The organism is Streptomyces sp. NBC_01294 (assembly GCF_035917235.1).
Taxonomy (GTDB): Bacteria; Actinomycetota; Actinomycetes; order Streptomycetales; family Streptomycetaceae; genus Streptomyces; species Streptomyces caledonius.
The window spans coordinates 3,311,874-3,332,673 of the sequence record NZ_CP108423.1 but is presented as its reverse complement, the minus strand read 5'-3'; the positions used below and the strand labels follow the sequence as shown (position 1 = coordinate 3,332,673).

The 20,800-nt window shown below is 70.3% G+C and carries 23 protein-coding genes and 4 tRNA genes; 21 read left to right on the top strand and 6 right to left on the bottom strand.

What is annotated here, in order from left to right:
- Positions 1–8 precede the first annotated feature (8 nt).
- Entirely contained in the window at positions 9–1,436 is a 1,428-nt protein-coding gene (locus OG534_RS14870; protein WP_326588539.1) for a SulP family inorganic anion transporter, read from the bottom strand.
- Positions 1,437–1,629: 193 nt separating this feature from the next.
- The gene (locus tag OG534_RS14865) at positions 1,630–2,118 is read right to left on the bottom strand and encodes a YajQ family cyclic di-GMP-binding protein (protein WP_030009008.1); all 489 of its coding nucleotides are present in this window, start codon (positions 2,116–2,118) and stop codon (positions 1,630–1,632) included.
- A gap of 200 nt (positions 2,119–2,318) precedes the next feature.
- Between OG534_RS14865 and OG534_RS14860 the strand changes: the two genes are divergently transcribed.
- Positions 2,319–2,400: transfer RNA gene (locus OG534_RS14860), tRNA-Tyr, on the top strand.
- A 138-nt stretch (positions 2,401–2,538) separates the two neighbouring features.
- A complete protein-coding gene (locus tag OG534_RS14855) occupies positions 2,539–2,979 on the top strand; it encodes a DUF3574 domain-containing protein (protein ID WP_326588538.1) in 441 nt (146 codons plus the stop codon).
- Between the two features lie 22 nt (positions 2,980–3,001).
- Here the strand turns inward: OG534_RS14855 and OG534_RS14850 are convergent, their stop codons facing one another.
- Both OG534_RS14850 and OG534_RS14845 read right to left on the bottom strand, forming a co-directional pair.
- The gene (locus OG534_RS14850) at positions 3,002–3,658 is read right to left on the bottom strand and encodes an SDR family oxidoreductase (RefSeq protein WP_326588537.1); all 657 of its coding nucleotides are present in this window, start codon (positions 3,656–3,658) and stop codon (positions 3,002–3,004) included.
- A gap of 53 nt (positions 3,659–3,711) precedes the next feature.
- Positions 3,712–4,980, bottom strand: coding sequence for an amidohydrolase family protein (locus OG534_RS14845; protein ID WP_326588536.1), 1,269 nt, complete (start codon positions 4,978–4,980; stop codon positions 3,712–3,714).
- Positions 4,981–5,329: 349 nt separating this feature from the next.
- Here OG534_RS14845 and OG534_RS14840 point away from each other — a divergent pair.
- From OG534_RS14840 to OG534_RS14795, 10 genes are all read left to right on the top strand, one after another.
- Positions 5,330–5,402 (top strand) — tRNA-Thr (locus OG534_RS14840).
- A 48-nt stretch (positions 5,403–5,450) separates the two neighbouring features.
- Positions 5,451–5,523 (top strand) — tRNA-Met (locus OG534_RS14835).
- 88 nt (positions 5,524–5,611) lie between these two features.
- A complete protein-coding gene (rpmG, locus tag OG534_RS14830) occupies positions 5,612–5,776 on the top strand; it encodes a 50S ribosomal protein L33 (RefSeq protein WP_003956487.1) in 165 nt (54 codons plus the stop codon).
- 138 nt (positions 5,777–5,914) lie between these two features.
- On the top strand, positions 5,915–6,367 hold the full coding sequence (locus OG534_RS14825) for a MaoC family dehydratase N-terminal domain-containing protein (RefSeq protein WP_326588535.1): 453 nt from the start codon (positions 5,915–5,917) through the stop codon (positions 6,365–6,367).
- A gap of 1 nt (position 6,368) precedes the next feature.
- A complete protein-coding gene (locus OG534_RS14820; RefSeq protein WP_326588534.1) occupies positions 6,369–6,797 on the top strand; it encodes a MaoC family dehydratase in 429 nt (142 codons plus the stop codon).
- Between the two features lie 252 nt (positions 6,798–7,049).
- A complete protein-coding gene (locus tag OG534_RS14815; protein ID WP_326588533.1) occupies positions 7,050–7,619 on the top strand; it encodes a TetR/AcrR family transcriptional regulator in 570 nt (189 codons plus the stop codon).
- A gap of 78 nt (positions 7,620–7,697) precedes the next feature.
- On the top strand, positions 7,698–9,152 hold the full coding sequence (locus tag OG534_RS14810; RefSeq protein WP_326588532.1) for an MFS transporter: 1,455 nt from the start codon (positions 7,698–7,700) through the stop codon (positions 9,150–9,152).
- A 205-nt stretch (positions 9,153–9,357) separates the two neighbouring features.
- A complete protein-coding gene (locus OG534_RS14805; protein WP_326588531.1) occupies positions 9,358–9,756 on the top strand; it encodes a DUF3291 domain-containing protein in 399 nt (132 codons plus the stop codon).
- The gene (locus tag OG534_RS14800; RefSeq protein WP_326593625.1) at positions 9,756–10,892 is read left to right on the top strand and encodes a UDP-N-acetylmuramate dehydrogenase; all 1,137 of its coding nucleotides are present in this window, start codon (positions 9,756–9,758) and stop codon (positions 10,890–10,892) included. The genes OG534_RS14805 and OG534_RS14800 overlap by 1 nt, the downstream gene beginning before the upstream one ends.
- Positions 10,893–10,953: 61 nt before the next feature.
- Positions 10,954–11,325, top strand: a complete 372-nt coding sequence (locus OG534_RS14795; protein ID WP_326588530.1) for a hypothetical protein — start codon at positions 10,954–10,956, stop codon at positions 11,323–11,325.
- Here the strand turns inward: OG534_RS14795 and OG534_RS14790 are convergent.
- Both OG534_RS14790 and OG534_RS14785 read right to left on the bottom strand, forming a co-directional pair.
- Positions 11,315–12,334 (bottom strand): adenosine deaminase, encoded by a 1,020-nt coding sequence (locus OG534_RS14790; protein ID WP_326588529.1) that lies wholly within the window; start codon positions 12,332–12,334, stop codon positions 11,315–11,317. The two genes, OG534_RS14795 and OG534_RS14790, sit on opposite strands and share 11 nt — an antisense overlap.
- Before the next feature lie 532 nt (positions 12,335–12,866).
- Positions 12,867–14,093 (bottom strand): pyridoxal phosphate-dependent aminotransferase, encoded by a 1,227-nt coding sequence (locus OG534_RS14785; RefSeq protein ID WP_326588528.1) that lies wholly within the window; start codon positions 14,091–14,093, stop codon positions 12,867–12,869.
- A 192-nt stretch (positions 14,094–14,285) separates the two neighbouring features.
- Here OG534_RS14785 and OG534_RS14780 point away from each other — a divergent pair.
- From OG534_RS14780 to rplL, 9 genes are all read left to right on the top strand, one after another.
- Positions 14,286–14,358: transfer RNA gene (locus tag OG534_RS14780), tRNA-Trp, on the top strand.
- A gap of 106 nt (positions 14,359–14,464) precedes the next feature.
- Positions 14,465–14,746 carry a preprotein translocase subunit SecE gene (gene secE / locus OG534_RS14775; protein ID WP_030825982.1) on the top strand — a complete coding sequence of 94 codons (282 nt, stop codon included), beginning with the start codon at positions 14,465–14,467 and terminating at the stop codon, positions 14,744–14,746.
- Between the two features lie 84 nt (positions 14,747–14,830).
- Positions 14,831–15,748, top strand: coding sequence for a transcription termination/antitermination protein NusG (gene nusG, locus OG534_RS14770; RefSeq protein ID WP_326588527.1), 918 nt, complete (start codon positions 14,831–14,833; stop codon positions 15,746–15,748).
- Positions 15,749–15,933: 185 nt separating this feature from the next.
- A complete protein-coding gene (gene rplK / locus OG534_RS14765) occupies positions 15,934–16,368 on the top strand; it encodes a 50S ribosomal protein L11 (protein ID WP_266934889.1) in 435 nt (144 codons plus the stop codon).
- Positions 16,369–16,454: 86 nt separating this feature from the next.
- Positions 16,455–17,183: a 50S ribosomal protein L1 gene (rplA, locus tag OG534_RS14760; RefSeq protein WP_266996557.1), complete on the top strand. Its 729-nt coding sequence runs from the start codon at positions 16,455–16,457 to the stop codon at positions 17,181–17,183.
- A gap of 201 nt (positions 17,184–17,384) precedes the next feature.
- Positions 17,385–18,248, top strand: coding sequence for an LppX_LprAFG lipoprotein (locus OG534_RS14755; protein ID WP_326588526.1), 864 nt, complete (start codon positions 17,385–17,387; stop codon positions 18,246–18,248).
- Positions 18,249–18,297: 49 nt separating this feature from the next.
- The gene (locus tag OG534_RS14750) at positions 18,298–19,200 is read left to right on the top strand and encodes a hypothetical protein (RefSeq protein WP_326588525.1); all 903 of its coding nucleotides are present in this window, start codon (positions 18,298–18,300) and stop codon (positions 19,198–19,200) included.
- Positions 19,201–19,451: 251 nt separating this feature from the next.
- Entirely contained in the window at positions 19,452–19,982 is a 531-nt protein-coding gene (gene rplJ / locus OG534_RS14745) for a 50S ribosomal protein L10 (protein ID WP_030710304.1), read from the top strand.
- A gap of 110 nt (positions 19,983–20,092) precedes the next feature.
- Entirely contained in the window at positions 20,093–20,476 is a 384-nt protein-coding gene (gene rplL / locus OG534_RS14740) for a 50S ribosomal protein L7/L12 (RefSeq protein WP_326588524.1), read from the top strand.
- Positions 20,477–20,800: the final 324 nt, after the last annotated feature.

Genomic DNA, 20,800 nt, shown 5'->3' with positions numbered 1-20,800 from the left:
TAGCCTGGCTAGATGACGCCCTCCCGGCCGGGGAGCGGCGTCCGGGTGCGCTCCCACCCCTCCAGGGCGGTCAGGCAGGCGTGGTCAAGGTGGCGCAGCCCGCTCAGGTCGAGTCGCACCGGCTTTCCGTGCGGCAGCGCGTCCAGCGCGTCGAGCAGCTTGGGCAGCCGCAGGAAGCTGGCGTTCCCCACGACCCGCACGCACAGTTCCTCGCCCTCCCACACCTCCTCGATGTGCACGTGGGAGGTCTCCCAGGCCGCCTTGGCGACGGCGAGCCCCAGCCCGGCCAGCACTCCCTCGAAGAGGTTGGTGACCACGATCGCGGAGGCCGTGGCCAGCAGCACCACCGCCTCGCCCCGGTGCGTCCGCCACAGCGCGGCCACCGCCTTGGCCGGCAGCAGCTTCCAGCCCGCGTGCAGCAGCACCCCGGCCAGCGCGGCCAGCGGCACGCTCTCCAGCACCTGGGGGAACGCCACGGCGAAGAGCAGCAGCCAGCCGCCGTGCAGCACCCTCGACGCCCGGGTGCGCGCCCCGGCCTCCACGTTGGCGGCGCTGCGAACGATCACGGCCGTCATCGGCAGCGCCCCGAGCAGCCCGCACACGCTGTTGCCGACGCCCTGGGCGATGAGCTCTTTGTCGTACTCCGTCCGCGGCCCGTCGTGCATCCGATCCACGGCGGCGGCACTGAACAGCGTCTCGGCCGAGGCGATCAGCGCCAGCGCGACCACGGTCCCGGCCGCGCCGACGGAGGCCAGCACCGCGAAGTCGCCCCAGGCGGGCGGGGACACGGCCGCCAAGACCCCCGTCACCCGCACCTTGTCGACCGGCAGCCGCAACAGGGCGGCCGCGGCGGTGGCGGCGGCCACCCCGACGAGCGCCCCGGGCACGATCCGCAGCCGGGCGGGCATCCGGCGCCAGGCGACCATGGCGGCGATGGTCCCGACCCCGAGCAGGACGGCGGCCCAGTCGGCCTGCGCCCCGAGCTCGTGCACCCCGCGCAGTTTCGCCAGAGTCTGTCCCGGAGCCTCCACGCCGCCCAGGGCGTACAGCTGCCCGCAGATCAGGACCAGCCCGATCCCGGCCAGCATGCCGTGCACGACGGCGACGGAGATCGCCCGGAACCAGCGCCCGAGCCGCAGCACCCCCATGCCCAGCTGCGCCACGCCCGCGGCCAGCACCAGCACCCCGAGCGCGGGCAGACCGTACGCCTGCACCGCCTCGTAGACGAGCACGGTCAGCCCGGCCGCGGGCCCGCTCACCTGGAGCGAGCTGCCGCGGAACCATCCGGTGACCAGACCGCCGACCACCCCGGTGACGATCCCCAGCTCGGCCGGCACCCCGGAAGCGACCGCCACCCCGACGCACAGGGGTAATGCGACCAGCGCGACGACGACGGACGCCCCGAAGTCATCGCGAAACGTGCCGGCCCCAGGCATGCGAGAACCTCCTGTCACGCGGTGATGTGATGTCCCCCAGCGTGCTGGGCGCACCCGACGCCGCCCAAGTACCCACAGGAGTCCGCGGTGGCGCGTGCGCCGCACACGCCCCGCTCACACACCCCGCAACCGCCGCGGCCCGGCGGTCGGTGAAGACCGCCGGGCCGGCGTGGTGGCAGGTCGCGGACCTGGGTCAGCGGTAGTTCACGAACTGGATCGCGAAGTCCAGGTCCTTGCCCTTGAGCAGCGCCTGGACCTCCTGCAGGTCGTCACGGCTCTTGGAGCTGACGCGCAGCTCCTCGCCCTGGACCTGGGCCTTGACGCCCTTGGGACCCTCGTCCCGGATGATCTTCGCGACCTTCTTGGCGTTCTCCTGGGAGATGCCCTCCTCGATCGTGGCGAAGATCTTGTACTCCTTGCCGGACAGCTGCGGCTCGCCGGCGTCCAGCGCCTTGAGCGAGATCCCGCGCTTGACCAGCTTGGTCTCGAACACGTCGAGGACGGCCTTGACGCGCTCCTCGGAGTTCGCCTCCATCAGGATCTTCTCGCCGGACCAGGCGATCGTGGCGCCGGTGCCCTTGAAGTCGTAGCGCTGCGAGAGCTCCTTGGCGGCCTGGTTGAGGGCGTTGTCGACCTCCTGCCGCTCGACCTTCGAGACGATGTCGAAACTGGAGTCGGCCATGTGCTGTGGCTCCTTGAAGTCGGTTGTGATCGCCCCGGAGGGCGCGGCCGGACGTCCCCGGCCCGCTCCGCAAAGCGTAGCCACCGCGCTCACCCGCAGCGCTGATCAATCCGGTGGCGAAGCATCCCCGGTCATCAGGTATCGTTTACGTCGTTGCCAGGGAGCGCCGCCGCGAGGCGGAAAAAATGGCAGCAGCTCTTGGCGGTGTGCCCGAGTGGCCAAAGGGAGCAGACTGTAAATCTGCCGGCTCAGCCTACCCAGGTTCGAACCCTGGCGCCGCCACGCGATGTGAGACCCCCGTTATTCGTAACGGGGGTCTTCTCGCATGTCCGTGTGACCCGCGGCGTGAAAAGTGCGGGGCCGGGGCGCACCGGGCCGACATCGGCCGCATCGTCGGTGGCTCCTGTTCGTTCACCGTGAGTGAAGTGGACATCTGACACGCGGGGGAAGGTCGGCGGCGGTGTGCTCATCGCCCTGCTCGGGGCAGGGATTCCGGCCCTGATGGGAGCGGCCCTGCACACGGACGTGGGGGAGCCGCACCAGGAGACCCGGCTGTACTTCGGCAGCGAACGCGCCGATGGCAGGGGCCTGGTGGGGGAGCAGGAGTTCATGCGGTTCCTGGACCGGGAGATCACCCCCGCCTTCCCCGAGGGGCTCACCCTCCACGACGGGTACGGCCAGTGGCGGGGCCAGGACGGCAAGATCGTCCGCGAGGCCTCGTACGAGGTGGTCCTGCTCTACCCCGAGAAGGAGGCCGGCGAGCGCAGTACGCGCATCGAGCGGATCCGGCAGGCGTACGAGGACCGGTACCAGCAGGATTCGGTCGGGCGGTCCGACGACAAGGTCAGCGCCGAGTTCTGAACCGCCGCCGCCCGCCGGGCCGTCAGTTGCCGGCCACGGCCTTGACGGCCACCTGGACCGGGGTGGAACCGGAGATCAGCTCCAGGGTCAGTCCCGCCGTCGCCGGGGTCTCGATCAGTTCGGCCAGTACCGCCGCCACGTCGTCGCGCGGGACGGCCCCGCGGCCCGTCTGCGCCTCCAGACGGACCAGGCCCGTCCCGGCGTCGTCGATCAGCGAGCCGGGGCGCAGCACCGTCCACTCCAGGCCCAGCCGGGTCCGTACGTGGTCGTCGGCCTCGCCCTTGGCCCGCAGGTAGAAGTCGAAGACCTCGTCGCCGTCGTGGTGCGCGTCCGCGCCCATCGAAGAGACCATCAGGAAGCGCCGTACGCGGGCCCGTTCGGCCGCGTCGGCGAGGAGCACCGCCGCGCCCCGGTCCACGGTGTCCTTGCGCCCGACGCCACTGCCGGGGCCCGCGCCGGCCGCGAACACCGCGACGTCCGCGCCCTGCAGGATCCCCGCCACGTGCTCGACCGTGGCCGACTCCAGATCGCAGAGCACCGGCTCGGCGCCGGCCTCCCTGAGGGCGTCGCCCTGTGCCGGATCGCGGATGATGCCCGCGACCTCGTACCCGCGCGCGGCGAGCAGGCGCTCCAGCCGCAGCGCGATCTGACCGTGTCCACCCGCGATGACGATGCGCATGTCCCGACCGTACGACGAGCCGGGCACGCACGCCCGCGAACGCACGGCGAACTTCAGGGTCCGGGCTCCGTACGGCCCTGCCGGGGCAGGTCCAGGGCCACCGCGACGGCGGAGTCGCAGTACTCCCGCACCGCGCTCGTACGGGCTACCACGCGCCCGCGGTGGATCACGATCCGGCTGTACGCGAGGGACAGCACGCCCGCGATCCGGTCCCCGCGCACGGCGAGCAGCTCCGCAGGGAAGCCGGCCTCCACCCGTACCTCCGGCAGGCCCATGGCCTCGCGGGCACAGGTGCTGACCGACGCGTAGGCCTCGCCCGCCCGGAGGCCGCCCTGGGAGGCCAGCAGGTACGCGGCCTCCAGCGGGTCGCCCCGGCCGACCGGGTTGCCGGCGTCCCGCAGCGCTCCGCTGCCGGCCGCGACCCGTACGCCCGCGGCCCGGAGCAGGCGTACCGGTGCGGTGCGCAGCCCGCGGCGTTCCAGGGCCGCGCAGTCGCCCTGGGGCAGGCAGGTCACCCGTACGCCGGCCGCGGCCAGCTGGTCGGCGGCGCGGGCCGCCGCGTCCATCGGGAGCCGGGCCAGGCCGCCGCAGGGGCCGATGCTCACCCCGGGGCGCAGCCCGCCGGCCATCGCCGCGAGCCGGGAGAGGCGGGCGGGGTCGTCACCGTCCGTGTGCAGGTCCACGGGGCAGCCATGCTCGTCGGCGAGTTCCAGGACGGCTTCGAGGAAGCCCGTCGGGTCCGGGTCCAGGTCCGGGCAGCCGCCGATCACGGAGGCGCCCATCTTGACCGCGTCCCGCAGCATGGCGAGCCCGTCCGCGCCGGCCACCCCGGTCAGCAGCCGGGGGACGGCCACGGCGGTGAGGTCGGTGAGCCCGCGCAGGGAGCGGCGGGCCTGGAGCACGGCCTCCATCGGGCCGAGGCCGTGCACGTCGCCGATCCGTACGTGGGAGCGCACGGCGGTGGCGCCGTGGCCGAGTTGGAGGAGGGCCGCCTCGGTGGCCCGGCGCTGGACCTCGTCGGGGGTGTAGGAGACGGGCCCCTCGCCGTCGGCGGTCAGCGCGGTGTCCCCGTGGGCGTGCGGCTCGGCGGGCGCGGGCAGCAGCAGGTAGCCGCTCAGGTCCACCCGGGACAGCGCGGGGGAGGGCAGGCTGCCCGCGGTGCCGACGGCCTGGATGCGGCCGCCGCCGAGACGGACGTCGACGGTACGGCCGTCGGTCAGGCGGGCCCCGGCGAGCAGCAGGGTGGTGGCCTCGGCGGCGGCCGCGTTGCCGTTGCCGCTGCGGGGGGATTGGGACGGCTGCTGCGGCTGGCTGTCGGACATCGCGCTCCTGCGGTGGCTCGGGCGGTTCCTGGAGCCGTGGCCGCGGCCCGCGGCCCAAGATCACGCAGCGTGCTCAGAGCCTAGGGTGCGGCGCACCCCGCTTCACGGAAGAGCGCAATAGTCGTACCGGTGTGGTGCCCGTACGCCGCGGCGCGCCCGAGCGCGCCGGCCGGTCCCGGTGGCTCCGATCGGCACGCATGGAGGTGTGAGCCCACACACATTTCGCCCGAGAAGCGGGTCGGAAGGGGCGCACGGGTTGATCGGGAAGGGTTGCCGAACCCCCTCGGAGCCCTGTCCCCGCAAAGGATTTGGGCGATCGGCAGGCAACCGTGTAATGTCTTCATCGCTCGCCCCAATAGCTCAGTCGGTAGAGCGTCTCCATGGTAAGGAGAAGGTCTGCGGTTCGATTCCGCATTGGGGCTCTGGTGAGAGAGGTTCCCCACCCTCGGGTGGGGAGCTGATCACATCAAAGCGGCGTAGCTCAGTCGGTAGAGCAAGCGGCTCATAATCGCTGTGTCACCGGTTCAAGTCCGGTCGCCGCTACACACAGTAGCCGATTGCGGGGTCGGTCTCCCGGTCGGCTACTCTTGTATGCGTTCATCCGTCCCAATTTCCGTCAAGGAGCACTCACGTGGCTGCCACCGACGTCCGCCCGAAGATCACGCTGGCCTGCGTGGAGTGCAAGGAGCGGAACTACATCACCAAGAAGAACCGGCGTAACAACCCGGACCGTCTTGAGATGAAGAAGCACTGCCCGCGTTGCAACTCGCACACCGCGCACCGCGAGACCCGCTGACCCCAGCGAAGTCTCGTTTAACAGGCACCGTCATGAGGTCGTCCCCTTCATTGGGGGCGGCCTTGTGTCGTTTCCGCACCTGTCTCTTCCGTCTTTGTTCTTGCGTCTTTCGTGTTCCTTCAGCAGGAGGTAGTGAGCATGGCTCTCGACCAGTCCTTCGTGGGGCGGAGCTACCCGCCCACCGATCCGTACGAGGTCGGCCGGGAGAAGATCCGCGAATTCGCGGTCGCGGTGGGTGACGCCAATCCCGTCTACACCGACCCCGAAGCCGCCAAGTCGTACGGCTACTCCGACGTGATCGCGCCGCCGACCTTTGTGTTTGCCATCACTTTCGCAGCGGCCGGCCAGGTCGTCGAGGACCCGCAGCTGGGCCTGGACTACAGCCGCGTCGTGCACGGCGACCAGAAGTTCGCGTACTCCCGCCCGGTGCGCGCCGGTGACCGGCTCTCGGTGACCTCCACCATCGAGGCCGTGAAGTCGCTCGCGGGCAACGACATCATCGACATCCGCGGCGAGGTCCACGACGAGACCGGCGAGCACGTGGTGACGGCGTGGACGAAGCTCGTCTCCCGCGCCCCCGAGGAGGCCTGACATGGCAGCGCAGATCCAGTACGCCGACGTCGAGGTCGGCACCGAGCTGCCGGCGGCGTCCTTCCCCGTGACGCGCGCCACGCTCGTCCGGTACGCGGGCGCCTCGGGCGACTTCAACCCGATCCACTGGAACGAGAAGTTCGCCAAGGAGGTCGGACTGCCGGACGTGATCGCGCACGGCATGTTCACCATGGCCGAGGCGATCCGTGTGGTCACCGACTGGGTGGGCGACCCGGGTGCGGTCGTCGAGTACGGCGTGCGCTTCACCAAGCCGGTCGTGGTCCCGAACGACGACCAGGGCGGCCTGATCGAGGTCACCGCCAAGGTCGCCGCCAAGCTGGACGACAACCGTGTCCGGGTCGACCTGACGGCGATGAGCGCCGGCCAGAAGGTCCTGGGCATGTCCCGCGCCGTGGTCGAGCTGGCCTGAGGCTGCCTGAACCGGCCTGAGGCTGCCTGGGGCTGTCTGACGCCGCCTGGGGCTTGCCCGGGGCGCGCGCGGAGGTGGGGTGGCGGGGCGGGGGCGTCCTGCCCTTTCGCCCCTCCACCCCTCCCTCCTGCGCCGCTCGGCCCTCGGTCCTTGGTCCTCGGCGCTCGGGGCTCGGCCCTCCTCCCGTTTCCGCCCGAGCCCCGGGTGTGCCCGCCCTTGCCTAGTTAGTGATTGAGTACTAACTTTGTTTCCATGGTGAGGATGAGTGCGGACGAGCGGCGTGAGAGCGTCATCCGCGCGGCGATGCACGAGTTCGCGCGCGGTGGTTACTACGGGACCTCCACCGACGCCATCGCCAAGCGGGTGGGGGTTTCGCAGCCGTACCTGTTCCGGCTCTTCCCCAACAAGCAGGCGATCTTCCTGGCCGCCTCCGAGCGCTGCCTGAAGGACACGCGGGAGGTCTTCGCCGACGCGGCCGAAGGGCTGCACGGCGAGGAGGCGCTGCACGCCATGGCCGCCGCGTACACCCGGTTGATCGCCGAGGACCCGGACAAGCTCCAGATGCAGCTCCAGGTCTACGTCACGGTGGCCGCGGCCGAAGCGGCCGGCGACCACGCGTTCGGCGAGGCCGTCCGCGCCGGCTGGATGGAGCTCTGGGACACCGCCCACCTGCCGCTGGGCGGCGACGCGAAGGAGACCACGACCTTCATGGCGTACGGGATGCTGATCAACACCCTTGCCGCCATGGGGTTCCCGCCCGGACACCGGGTCTGGGAGGGGCTCTACCCGTCGGCCCGGGCCAAGGGCCACCCGGAGAAGTGAGGGTGCGTGCGATCTGCCGGTGCATCCTCATGACCGTGCAAGTTAGTCAGCGATAACTAACAACTCGCAGGGGGAATCGTGCACACACAAGACTCGGACACCAGGCTCCGCGGGCCGGCCGTCTGGGCCCTCGTCCTCACCGGCACGGCCAGCTTCATGGCCGCACTCGACAACCTGGTCGTCACCACCGCCCTCCCCGCCATCCGCGAGGACCTCGGCGGCCGGCTGGAGGACCTGGAATGGACGGTGAACGCGTACACGCTCACCTTTGCCGTCCTCCTCATGTTCGGCGCCGCCCTCGGTGACCGCTTCGGCCGCCGCCGGCTCTTCATCGCCGGCCTCACCGTCTTCACCGGCGCCTCCGCCGCGGCCGCCCTCTCGCCCGGCATCGACGCGCTGATCGCGGCCCGCGCCGTGCAGGGCGTCGGCGCCGCGGTCATGATGCCGCTCACCCTCACCCTGCTCACCGCCGCCGTCCCGGCCGCCCGCCGCGGCATGGCCCTCGGCATCTTCAGCGCCGTCGGCGGCATCGCCGTCGCCAGTGGCCCCCTCATCGGCGGCAGCCTCACCGAGCACATCTCCTGGCAGTGGATCTTCTGGCTCAACGTCCCCATAGGCCTCGCCCTGATCCCGCTCGCCCGGCTGCGCCTCGCCGAGTCCACCGCCCCCGGGGCCCGCCTCGACCTCCCCGGCACCCTGCTCATCAGCGGCGGCCTCTTCGGCATCGTCTACGCCCTGGTCAACGCCAACGCCGAGGGCTGGACCAGCGCCCCCGTCCTCACCGGCCTGATCGTCGGCGCCGCGCTCGTCGGCGGCTTCATCCACCACGGCTTCCACAACGCCAACCCCATGCTCCCCATGCGGCTCTTCCGAAACCGCGGCTTCCTCGGGGTCAACCTGGCCGGCCTGCTGATGTTCCTCGGCATGTTCGGCTCGATCTTCCTGCTCAGCCAGTTCCTCCAGGGCGTCGCCGGCCACTCGCCCACCGAGGCCGGACTGCGCATGCTCCCCTGGACCGGCATGCCGATGATCGTCGCCCCGCTGGCCGGGATCCTCTCCGACCGCATCGGCGGCCGCCCCGTCGTCGTCGCCGGACTGGCCCTCCAGGCCCTCGGCCTCGGCTGGTTCGCGGCGATCCTGAGCACCGACGTCTCGTACGCGGCCCAGCTCCCGCCGCTGATCCTGAGCGGGATCGGCATGGCCCTCTACTTCGCCCCCGCCGCCAACGTTCTGATGTCCACGGTGTCGCCCGCCGACCAGGGCAAGGCCTCCGGCGCCAACAACGCCCTGCGCGAGGTCGGCGGAGCCCTCGGCGTCGCGGTCCTGGCCTCGGTCTTCTCCGCCCAGGGCGGCTTCGAATCCCCGCAGGCCTTCACCGACGGCACCATCCCCGCGCTGTGGATCGGCGCCGGCGCCGTCGCCCTGGCCGCCGCCTTCGCCCTGCTCCTGCCGCGCCGGGCGACGCCCTCCCCGCTCCCCGCCGCCGTCGGCGAGGCCGTCGCGGCGCCCGAGAAGGTGCCCGCCGCAGGCTGACGGGGCCGCCCGAGCCCGCCGCCTGACCTCGGCCGCCCGAGCCCGCCGGCTGCCCCCGCCGCCCGACCTCGCAGGCCGACCCCGCCGCCTGCCCTCGCCGCCCGACCCCGCTCGCCGGTGCGGCCCGCGTGGGGGCCGGCCGGGAGAACCGCAGCACCGCCCGCGCACGAAGATCCGTACGACTCATCGTGAAGGAGTGCCCGTCATGCCCGACATCCCCTGGTCCACGCCCACCGCACCGGCCCCCGACGCCGAGGTCTACGTCATGGCCTCCCGCTTCGAGACCGAGACCCTCGCCGGCGCCGTCAGGTTCTTCCTCAAGGCCCCCGGCATCATCGGCCAGATCCGCAAGGCCCCCGGCGCCCACGGCGTCGCCCTGCGGGCGCGCGTCTTCAGCCGCACCTTCCTCACCCTCTCCGCCTGGGAGGACCGGGACGCGCTGTACCGCTTCGCCCGCAGCGAGCCCCACCGTTCCAGCTCCCGCGCCGCCAGCGCGTACATGAGGGAATCGGCCTTCACCTTCTGGACCGCACGGGCCGGCGAACTGCCCCTCGGCTGGGCGGAGGCCGAGCGCCGCCTCGCCGAGCAGAAGACGGAGTACTGATTCCGCCGGCACGGGGGACGAGCGAGGACGGTCCGTGGCCCCGCAGGGATGCGAGGGGCACGGACCGTACTCTTGTCCACGTGCAGGAACTCCACGACGCCCCCCTCGCCCCGCTGACCACCTTCCGTCTCGGTGGTCCCGCCGCCCGCCTGGTCACCGCGACCACCGACGCCGAGGTGGTCGCCGCCGTGCGCGCCGCGGACGAGAGCGGCACCCCGCTCCTGATCATCGGCGGCGGCAGCAACCTGGTCATCGGCGACCAGGGCTTCGACGGCACCGCCCTGCGCATCGCGACCACCGGCTTCGACCTGGACGGGACGCGGCTGGAACTCGCCGCCGGCGAGAACTGGAGCGACGCCGTCGCCCGCACCGTCGAGACCGGCCTCGCCGGCATCGAGTGCCTCGCCGGGATCCCCGGCTCGGCCGGTGCCACGCCCATCCAGAACGTGGGGGCGTACGGCCAGGAGGTCTGCGACACCATCACCGAGGTCGTCGCCTACGACCGCACCACCGGCGAGACGGTCACCCTCGGCGCCGCCGAGTGCGCCTTCCGGTACCGCAACAGCACCTTCAAGGACCAGCCCGACCGCTACGTCGTGCTGCGCGTGCGCTTCGCCCTGGAGGACGCCGGCGGGCTCTCCGCGCCGATCAAGTACCCCGAGACCGCGCGCGCCCTCGGGGTCGAGGCCGGCGACCGGGTCCCCGCCGCCACCGCCCGCGAGACCGTGCTGCGCCTGCGCGCCGGCAAGGGCATGGTCCTGGACCCCGCCGACCACGACACCTGGTCGGCCGGCTCCTTCTTCCACAACCCGATCCTGACCGACGAGGCCTACAGCGCCTTCCTCGCCCGCGCCCAGGACCGCCTCGGCCCCGACACCGCCCCGCCCGCGTACCCCGCCGGCGACGGCCGTACGAAGACCAGCGCGGCCTGGCTGATCGACAAGGCCGGTTTCACCAAGGGCTACGGCGCCGGCCCCGCGCGCATCTCCACCAAGCACACCCTCGCGCTGACCAACCGCGGCGAGGCCACCACCGAGGACCTCCTCACCCTGGCTCGCGAGGTCGTCGCGGGCGTCCACGCGGCCTTCGGCGTCACCCTGGTCAACGAGCCGGTGACGGTCGGCGTCAGCATCTGAGGAGCCCCGGCCGCCCATGCTCTGTCCAAGGCACGGGGCCGGTACGGACCCCACCCGCCTCGTGGGTCGCACACTCAGCAGAGTCGTCGCGTCCTGGCACATCAGCGACGGGGAACGCTCCGAGGCGCCCCTCGACGTCTGGCTGATCGACAGCGTCGGCGACTCCATCCGGATCACCACCGGCTCCGACCAGTGCCTCATCGTCGAGTCGTCCGCGCCGCACGAGGCGTACGACATGGGGGAGTGGGGCCGCATCGAGGTCGGCGAGGACCTCGGCGACCACCCCTTCCTGCGGCACGTCGGCGAGACCGTCTCGTCGGTCGCCGAGTTCGCGCTGCCCGAGCAGGGCCGCACCCACCTGGAGATCGGCTTCCCGGACGGCGGCCGGGTGCGCGCCGACTGCTACGAGGGGGACCTGCGGCTCACCCGGTGAGCCAGTGGTCGATCCCGGACAGCAGCTTGGCCTGTACGTCCTCGGGCGCGGCCGAACCGCGCACCGACTGGCGGGCCAGCTCGGCGAGCTCCGCGTCCGTGAAGCCGTGGTGACGGCGGGCGATCTCGTACTGGGCCGCGAGCCGGGACCCGAACAGCAACGGGTCGTCCGCGCCCAGCGCCATCGGCACCCCGGCCTCGAAGAGAGTGCGCAGCGGCACGTCCTCGGGCCGCTCGTACACCCCGAGGGCGACGTTGGAGGCCGGGCAGACCTCGCAGGTGATCTGCCGGTCGGCGAGGCGCTTGAGCAGCCGGGGGTCCTCCGCGGCCCGCACGCCGTGCCCGATGCGGGCGGCGTGCAGGTCGTCGAGGCAGTCGCGGACCGAGGCCGGGCCGGTGAGCTCCCCGCCGTGCGGGGCCGCGAGGAGGCCGCCCTCGCGGGCGATGGCGAAGGCCCGGTCGAAGTCGCGGGCCATGCCGCGGCGTTCGTCGTTGGACAGGCCGAAGCCGACGACGCCGCGGTCGGCGTAGCGGACGGCCAGGCGGGCCAGGGTGCGGGCGTCGAGGGGGTGCTTCATGCGGTTCGCGGCGATGAGGACCCGCATCCCGAGGCCGGTCTCGCGGGAGGCCGCGTCGACGGCGTCGAGGATGATCTCGACGGCCGGGATCATCCCGCCGAGGAGGGGGGCGTAGGAGGTGGGATCCACCTGGATCTCCAGCCAGCCGCTGCCGTCGCGCACGTCCTCCTCCGCGGCCTCGCGGACCAGGCGGCGGATGTCGTCGGGCTCGCGCAGGCAGGAGCGGGCGGCGTCGTAGAGGCGCTGGAAGCGGAACCAGCCGCGCTCGTCGGTGGCGCGCAGCTTGGGGGGCTCCCCGGCGGTGAGGGCGTCGGGGAGGCGCACGCCGTACTTGTCGGCGAGCTCCAGGAGGGTCGATGGGCGCATCGACCCGGTGAAGTGCAGGTGGAGGTGGGCTTTCGGCAGAAGCGTGAGATCGCGTGCGTGCTCCATTTGTTGATCCTGCCGTACCGCTGCGCTTGGCGGGAGGGGGTTTTGCCTTTTGGGGGCTTGCCCGAACGCGAGAGCGGGCCGCCGGGGCCGCCGGGTGCCGCCCGGACCCCGCGCCTCAATCGCCGGCGGGGCTCAAAGATCGGGGCTCCGCCCCGGACCCCGCGCCTCAAACGCCGGCGGGGCTGAGAGGTTGGGGCTCCGCCCCGGACCCCGCGCCTCGATCGCCGGCGGGGATGAAAGAGCGGCGCCGCCCCGGACCCCGCGCCTCAAACGCCGGCGGGGATGAAAGAGCGGCGCCGCCCCGGACCCCGCGCCTCAAACGCCGGCGGGGCTGAGAGGTTGGGGCTCCGCCCCGGACCCCGCGCCTCGATCGCCGGCGGGGCTGAAAAAGCGGCCCCGCCCCGGACCCCGCGCCTCGATCGCCGGCGGGGCTGAAAAAGCGGCGCCGCCCCGGACCCCGCGCCTCAAACGCCGGCGGGGATGAAAGAGCGGCGCCGCCCCGACCGGGGTGGCGCCGCTCAGGGGGGTGTGGTCAGGCCTTGGCCTCGGCCAGGAGCTTCTGGATGCGGGAGACGCCCTCCACCAGGTCCTCGTCGCCCAGGGCGTAGGAGAGGCGCAGGTAGCCGGGGGTGCCGAAGGCCTCGCCGGGGACGACCGCGACCTCGACCTCGTCCAGGATCAGGGCGGCGAGCTCGACGGAGGACTGCGGGCGCTTGCCGCGGATCTCCTTGCCGATGAGCTCCTTGACCGACGGGTACGCGTAGAACGCGCCCTCGGGGGTCGGGCAGAAGACGCCGTCGATCTCGTTGAGCATCTTCACCATCGTCTGGCGGCGGCGGTCGAAGGCCTTGCGCATCTCCGCGACCGCGTCGAGGTTGCCCGAGACGGCGGCCAGCGCGGCGACCTGGGCCACGTTGGAGACGTTGGAGGTGGCGTGCGACTGCAGGTTGGTCGCCGCCTTGATGACGTCCTGCGGGGCGATGACCCAGCCCACGCGCCAGCCGGTCATCGCGTACGTCTTGGCGACGCCGTTGACGATGATGCACTTGTCGCGCAGGGCCGGGACCAGGACCGGCAGCGAGGTGAACTTGGCGTCGCCGTAGACGAGGTGCTCGTAGATCTCGTCCGTCAGCACCCACAGGCCGTGCTCGGCGGCCCACTCGCCGATCGTGCGGGCGTCGGCCTCGCTGTAGACCGAACCGGTCGGGTTGGACGGGGAGACGAAGAGGACGACCTTGGTGCGCTCGGTGCGCGCGGCCTCCAGCTGCTCGACGGAGACCCGGTAGCCGGTGGTCTCGTCGGCGACGACCTCGACCGGGACACCGCCGGCGAGACGGATCGACTCCGGGTAGGTGGTCCAGTACGGGGCCGGGACGATGACCTCGTCACCCGGGTCCAGGATGGCCGCGAAGGCCTCGTAGATCGCCTGCTTGCCGCCGTTGGTCACCAGGACCTGGGACGCGTCCACCTCGTAGCCGGAGTCGCGCAGCGTCTTGGCGGCGATCGCGGTCTTCAGCTCGGGCAGGCCGCCGGCCGGCGTGTAGCGGTGGTACTTGGGGTTGCGGCAGGCCTCGACCGCGGCCTCGACGATGTAGTCCGGGGTCGGGAAGTCGGGCTCGCCGGCGCCGAAGCCGATCACCGGGCGCCCTGCGGCCTTGAGGGCCTTGGCCTTGGCGTCGACTGCGAGGGTCGCGGACTCGGAAATGGCGCCGATACGGGCGGACACCCGGCGCTCGGAGGAAGGCGTTGCAGAGGTCATGCGAGCAATCGTCCCAGACGGTCAAGAAGCGCCGCACACCGTTTCAGTCAACGGACTGGTGCATGTCAGGTCGGGTGCTGTTCGACGACAGGGCGTGGTTCACGTACACTCACCTGTCGTTGGACCTCGCCAGCCGCTCAAAGCGTGAGCACTCCGTGCACTCGCTCGGATGCGGTAGGTTGGGGGACACAAAGGGTCGTAGCTCAATTGGTAGAGCACTGGTCTCCAAAACCAGCGGTTGGGGGTTCGAGTCCCTCCGGCCCTGCTCCACACTCCTTCTCGGATGTGTGTGCGCAGGTACGTACTTAGATGCAACGCCGTGCGGCGCAACCGGGCGCGGTACGGCCATGACCCGGATTCAGGTGAGAGACGTGACGGACGCCCTGGGCTCCATCGACATGCCTGACGCCGAGGACGAGACGCGCGAGAAGAAGGCCCGCAAGGGCGGCAAGCGCGGCAAGAAGGGTCCTCTGGGCCGGCTCGCGCTTTTCTACCGCCAGATTGTCGCGGAACTCCGCAAGGTTGTTTGGCCCACTCGCAACCAGCTCACGACGTACACCACCGTGGTGATTGTCTTCGTGGTCATCATGATCGGTCTGGTGACCGTGATTGACTATGGGTTCCAGGAAGCCATCAAGTTCGTCTTCGGCTGATCCCCGCGGAGGGCGGCGCCTTGATGGGTGCCGCCCGTTTTCGCATGTTCCACCACCTTTTGTATCCAGGAAGAAGCAGCCACCGTGTCTGACCCGAACCTGAACGTGAGCCACGACTCCGTCGAGTCCGTCGAGGACGAGCTCGACATCGTCGAGGCGGCAGACGCTGTGGACCCCGATGAGGCCGAGCACGCCGACGCCAAGGCGGGTGTCGCAGCCGAGGAGGCCGCGCTGCACGTCGAGGACGAGAGCGCGGCTGACGCCGAGATCGAGGACGACGCCGAGGTCGAAGAGGTCGCCGACGAGGCCGATGCCGACGTCGAGGTCACTGCCGAGGTCGACGAGGAGGCCGAAGAGGCCGCCGAGGTCGAGCCCGCGGAGCCCGTCGACCCGATCCAGGCCCTCCGCGAGGAGCTTCGCCTCCTGCCCGGCGAGTGGTACGTGATCCACACCTACGCCGGCTACGAGAAGCGCGTGAAGGCCAACCTGGAGCAGCGTGCCGTCTCGCTGAACGTCGAGGAGTTCATCTACCAGGCCGAGGTGCCCGAGGAAGAGATCGTCCAGATCAAGAATGGCGAGCGCAAGAACGTCCGGCAGAACAAGCTGCCCGGCTACGTTCTCGTCCGCATGGATCTGACGAACGAGTCCTGGGGCGTCGTCCGCAACACGCCTGGCGTCACCGGCTTCGTCGGCAACGCGTACGACCCGTACCCGCTGACGCTGGACGAGATCGTCAAGATGCTCGCCCCGGAGGCGCAGGAGAAGGCCGCCAAGGCCGCCGCGGAAGAGGCCGGTCTGCCCGCGCCCGCCGTCAAGCGGACGATCGAGGTGCTGGACTTCGAGGTCGGCGACTCGGTCACCGTCACCGACGGTCCGTTCGCGACGCTGCAGGCGACCATCAACGAGATCAACCCCGACTCGAAGAAGGTCAAGGGCCTCGTTGAGATCTTCGGCCGCGAGACCCCGGTCGAGCTGAGCTTCGACCAGATCCAGAAGAACTGATCCACTTCGCGTGGGTCACGGCTTCTGAGCCACAGCTTCCGGACAGGTCAGATCGCCCCGTAAAGGGCGGTCTGACCTGCTCGGTTTTCAGCCCCGCACCGATACCCGTTATCGTGGTGCGGTATGCCTCCATCCGGATGACCGGATTGGCGGCGAAAAACTCTCACTAGGACCCGGAGAGAGCAATGCCTCCCAAGAAGAAGAAGATCACGGGGCTCATCAAGCTCCAGATCAAGGCCGGTGCGGCCAACCCGGCTCCGCCGGTCGGCCCCGCGCTCGGTCAGCACGGCGTCAACATCATGGAGTTCTGCAAGGCCTACAACGCCGCGACCGAGTCGCAGCGTGGCATGGTCGTGCCGGTGGAGATCACGGTCTACGACGACCGTTCCTTCACCTTCATCACCAAGACTCCGCCGGCCGCGCGCCTCATCCTGAAGGCCGCAGGCATCGAGAAGGGCTCCGGCGAGCCGCACAAGACCAAGGTCGCCAAGCTCACCGGCGCCCAGGTCCGCGAGATCGCCGAGCTGAAGATGCCCGACCTGAACGCCAACGACGTCGATGCCGCGATGAAGATCATCGCCGGCACCGCGCGCTCGATGGGCGTCACGGTCGAAGGCTGATCCAGCCCCCCTCCAGCACCACCAGTGGTAGGACCAAGCGCTGGTCCGCACCACGACTCCACGCCTGAAACAACACAGGAGCAGAAGTGAAGCGCAGCAAGACTCTCCGCGCTGCGGACGCCAAGATCGACCGGGAGAAGCAGTACGCCCCGCTCGAGGCCGTCCGTCTCGCCAAGGAGACCTCCGCGACCAAGTTCGACAGCACCGTCGAGGTCGCCTTCCGCCTGGGTGTCGACCCGCGCAAGGCCGACCAGATGGTGCGTGGCACCGTGAACCTCCCGCACGGCACCGGCAAGACCGCCCGGGTCCTGGTCTTCGCGACCGGTGACCGTGCTGCGGCCGCGGAAGCCGCCGGCGCCGACATCGTCGGCGACGACGAGCTGATCAACGAGATCGCCAAGGGCAACCGCCTGAACGAGTTCGACGCCGTTGTGGCCACCCCGGACCTCATGGGCAAGGTCGGCCGCCTCGGCCGCGTGCTCGGTCCCCGTGGCCTCATGCCGAACCCGAAGACCGGCACCGTCACGATGGACGTCGCGAAGGCTGTCACCGAGATCAAGGGTGGCAAGATCGAGTTCCGCGTCGACAAGCACTCGAACCTGCACTTCATCATCGGCAAGGTCTCCTTCTCCGATGAGCAGCTGGTCGAGAACTACGGCGCGGCCCTGGACGAGATCCTCCGTCTGAAGCCGTCCGCCGCGAAGGGCCGCTACATCAAGAAGGCCGCCCTGAGCACCACCATGGGCCCCGGCATCCAGCTGGACTCCAACCGCACCCGGAACCTCCTCGTCGAGGAAGACCCGGCTGCTGTCTGAGCCTGACGGCTCGCTGAGTGGCTGAACGGGCCCTCCGCCCCCTTACCGGGGCGGAGGGCCCGTTTTCTTGTGCGCGCCGCGCGAATTCCCGTGTGCTGTGCGAGCCCTGTGCGATTAGTGTCAGAGGCTCGACGTAGGGTGATTGTCGGCAAAAGTCGCCGAGCCGGTCTGACCGACCGGCACAACGGGGTGGGGAAACACATGAACACGTACCGCAAGAAGACCGCCGGAGCCGTCCTGGCCGCCGTCCTGCTCGTGGGGGGCGCCACGGCGTGCGAGGACGGCAAGGACGCGAAGAAGGACAACGGGGCCCCCTCGGCCCCGTCCAAGGCGGCGGAGAAGCCGGCGGAGGTCACGCCGGCCGCGTACCTGCAGAAGACGAAGAAGAAGTCGGAGGAGATCACCTCCCTCCGCTACACGATGGTCGGCGACGCCGCGGGGCAGAAGGTCACCGGCGAGGTCTCCATGCGGCTCAAGCCCACCGTGGGCATGTCGATGACGATGGACTCCCCCGAGAAGCCGGGCGAGAAGGTCGGCATCCGCCTGATCGACGGCGCCATGTACATGGGCTCCGGGGACAAGTGGCTGAAGTTCGACCTCAAGACCCTGGCTCCGGAGCAGGCCAAGCAGCTGGACTCGCTCGGCTCGGCCCAGCAGGGCCAGAACCCGGGTGACTCGGCCGACAGCCTGAGCGCCGCCAAGGACCTCAAGAAGGTCGGCGAGGAGACCATCGACGGCCAGAAGACGACGCACCTCACCGGCACCGTCACGCTCGACGAGATGCGGGCCGCCAGCGCCTCCTCCGCTCCCGAGACCAAGGAGCGCCAGGAGAAGAACATCAAGGCGCTGGAGGACGAGGGCATCAAGAGCCTGGTCATGGACATCTGGATCGACGAGGCCGACCAGGCCAAGCAGGTCCGCACCCGGGGCACCGGCACCTCCGGCCCGATGGACATCACCATCAAGTTCCTGGACTTCAACAAGCCGGTCGAGATCACCGCGCCGCCGGCCGATCAGGTCATGGACCTGGGCGAGATGATGAAGGACTCCGAGGGCACCGCCTGACCGGCGCCGCACCACCGCAGTACACAGATCGGCACACGGGGGAGAACAAATGAACACGGCTGTCCTGACGCGGTTGTGCGTCGGTGCGGCGGGGGCCGCCCTGCTCATGGGCGGCCTCACGGCCTGCGGGGGCGGCAAGGCCGGCACGGGGGACGAGGGGAAGACGGACGGGGGCAAGGCCGCGCAGGCCGGGCAGACGCCCGCGGACGCGGTGAAGGCCTCGTACCTGAAGACCGTGCCGGCCAAGTTCGCCACGATGGACATGACCATCACCGGCAGCTCCGGCAAGCCGGAGCGGATCACGGGGACGAAGGGCTGGTACCCGGCGACCACGGCCATCCGGGACCAGGCCGAGGGCAGGGGCGATCAGATCCTGATCGGCGACGACATCTACACCCACAGCGACAAGCCGGTGCAGGGCAAGTCCTGGATGAAGATGAACCTGAACAAGGACGGCACGCCCCGGTACCGGCTCAACGACGACCCGGCCGAGTACCTCGCGCTGCTCCTGGGCCAGGACAAGCTCACGCTCGTCGGCGCGGAGCAGCCCGACGGTGTCGAGGCCCGGCACTTCAAGGGCAGCTTCACCAACGCGGACCTGGTCAAGGCGGACGAGGCCACCAAGGTGATGGAGGCGGCGAACCGCCAGTACCTCCGCGAGGCCGTGAAGGACGTCACGAGCCTGGAAGTGGACCTGTGGATCGGCAAGGACGGCTATCCCGTCCGCGTCGACACGGTACGGACGATCGGCGCGGGCACCACGACGGTCTCGGCGAAGTTCTCCGGTTACGGGACGGCCCAGCCGGTCGTCGCGCCGCCCGCGGACCAGGTGGCCGACTTCGACGCGGTCATGAAGGGCATCGAGGAGAGCCGAAAGGAGACCGAGCGGACGCTGGAGGAGGCCGACCAGACGCTGAAGGACGCCGGACTGGGAGGTTTGAAGCGGTCCTGAGGGCGATTTGCCTTGGGTCGGCCGCTTCACGTACGCTTCACCAGAAGCCAAAGACCGCTGGTCGTTGCCGTGCCCGCAAGGGTTCGGCGGCCGAAGGATCCGCTGAGTGCGGACGTCCTGCGCAGGTGTTCGTGGAGAAGCTCCCGGAGTGATTCGGTCGAGCTTACGCCCCGTGCGCTTGCGCCGGGGCGTTTCGTTTTGTTCAGCCCCTTCTGAGCGGTCCTCATCACCCGGAAGGAGGCCGACGCTCTATGGCAAGGCCCGACAAGGCTGCCGCGGTAGCCGAGCTCACGGACCAGTTCCAGAGCTCGAACGCCGCCGTGCTGACCGAGTACCGGGGTCTCACCGTCGCGCAGCTCAAGACGCTGCGTCGTTCGCTCGGTGAGAACGCCCAGTACGCCGTGGTGAAGAACACGCTGACCAAGATTGCGGCCAACCAGGCCGGGATCACCGCGCTGGACGAGCACTTCGCTGGTCCGACCGCGGTCGCCTTCATCACCGGTGACCCGGTGGAGTCGGCGAAGAGCCTGCGTGACTTCGCCAAGGACAACCCGAATCTCATCATCAAGGCGGGTGTCCTTGATGGCAAGGCGCTCACCGCCGATGAGATCAAGAAGCTTGCGGACCTCGAGTCCCGCGAGGTTCTGCTCAGCAAGCTGGCCGGCGCGTTCAAGGGCAAGCAGTCTCAGGCTGCCTCGCTCTTCCAGGCGCTGCCGTCGAAGTTCGTCCGCACCGCGGAAGCGCTTCGCGTCAAGCTCGCCGAGCAGGGCGGTGCCGAGTAATTCGGCTCGCGCACTGATCCACGCCGCCTAGTGCGTGGGTCGTAGCGGGCCGTTACGCCCGCCTCTATATACATCCGGCACCTGCCGAATTAGTGGAAGGATCGCCCATCATGGCGAAGCTCTCTCAGGACGACCTCCTCGCCCAGTTCGAGGAGATGACCCTCATCGAGCTCTCTGAGTTCGTGAAGGCCTTCGAGGAGAAGTTCGACGTCACCGCCGCCGCGGCCGTCGCCGTTGCCGCCACCGGTGGCGCCGGTGTCGCTGCTGCCGAGGTCGAGGAGCAGGACGAGTTCGACGTCATCCTCACCGGTGCCGGCGACAAGAAGATCCAGGTCATCAAGGTCGTGCGTGAGCTGACCTCCCTGGGCCTGAAGGAGGCCAAGGACCTCGTCGACGGCGCTCCGAAGCCGGTCCTCGAGAAGGTCGCCAAGGAGGCCGCTGACAAGGCCGCCGAGTCCCTCAAGGCTGCCGGCGCGGCTGTCGAGGTCAAGTAACACCTCTGGGGCCTCCCTGAGGCTCCTGCGAAGGGCGATCACCCGTAAGGGTGGTCGCCCTTCGGCGTACCCGCAGTGCCTGACTTGCCCTGGTCTCGTTGGGGAGTAGGGTGATCTTCGTTGCCTCGAGGCTGGGTCGAAAGATGATCCGCTCGGAGCAGGGGGCCTTGACGAACGGGACGTGGCGCGCAATTCTCAGACCCGTCGAGAGGTCGACCACCTCGATCCGAGATCTGAGGCATGGATCGACTACGAAGAGGGCAGTACTGATACGCGCTCTGTGTACGGGAGCCGCAGCGTTGGACGCGGTGTTGGATGAACACG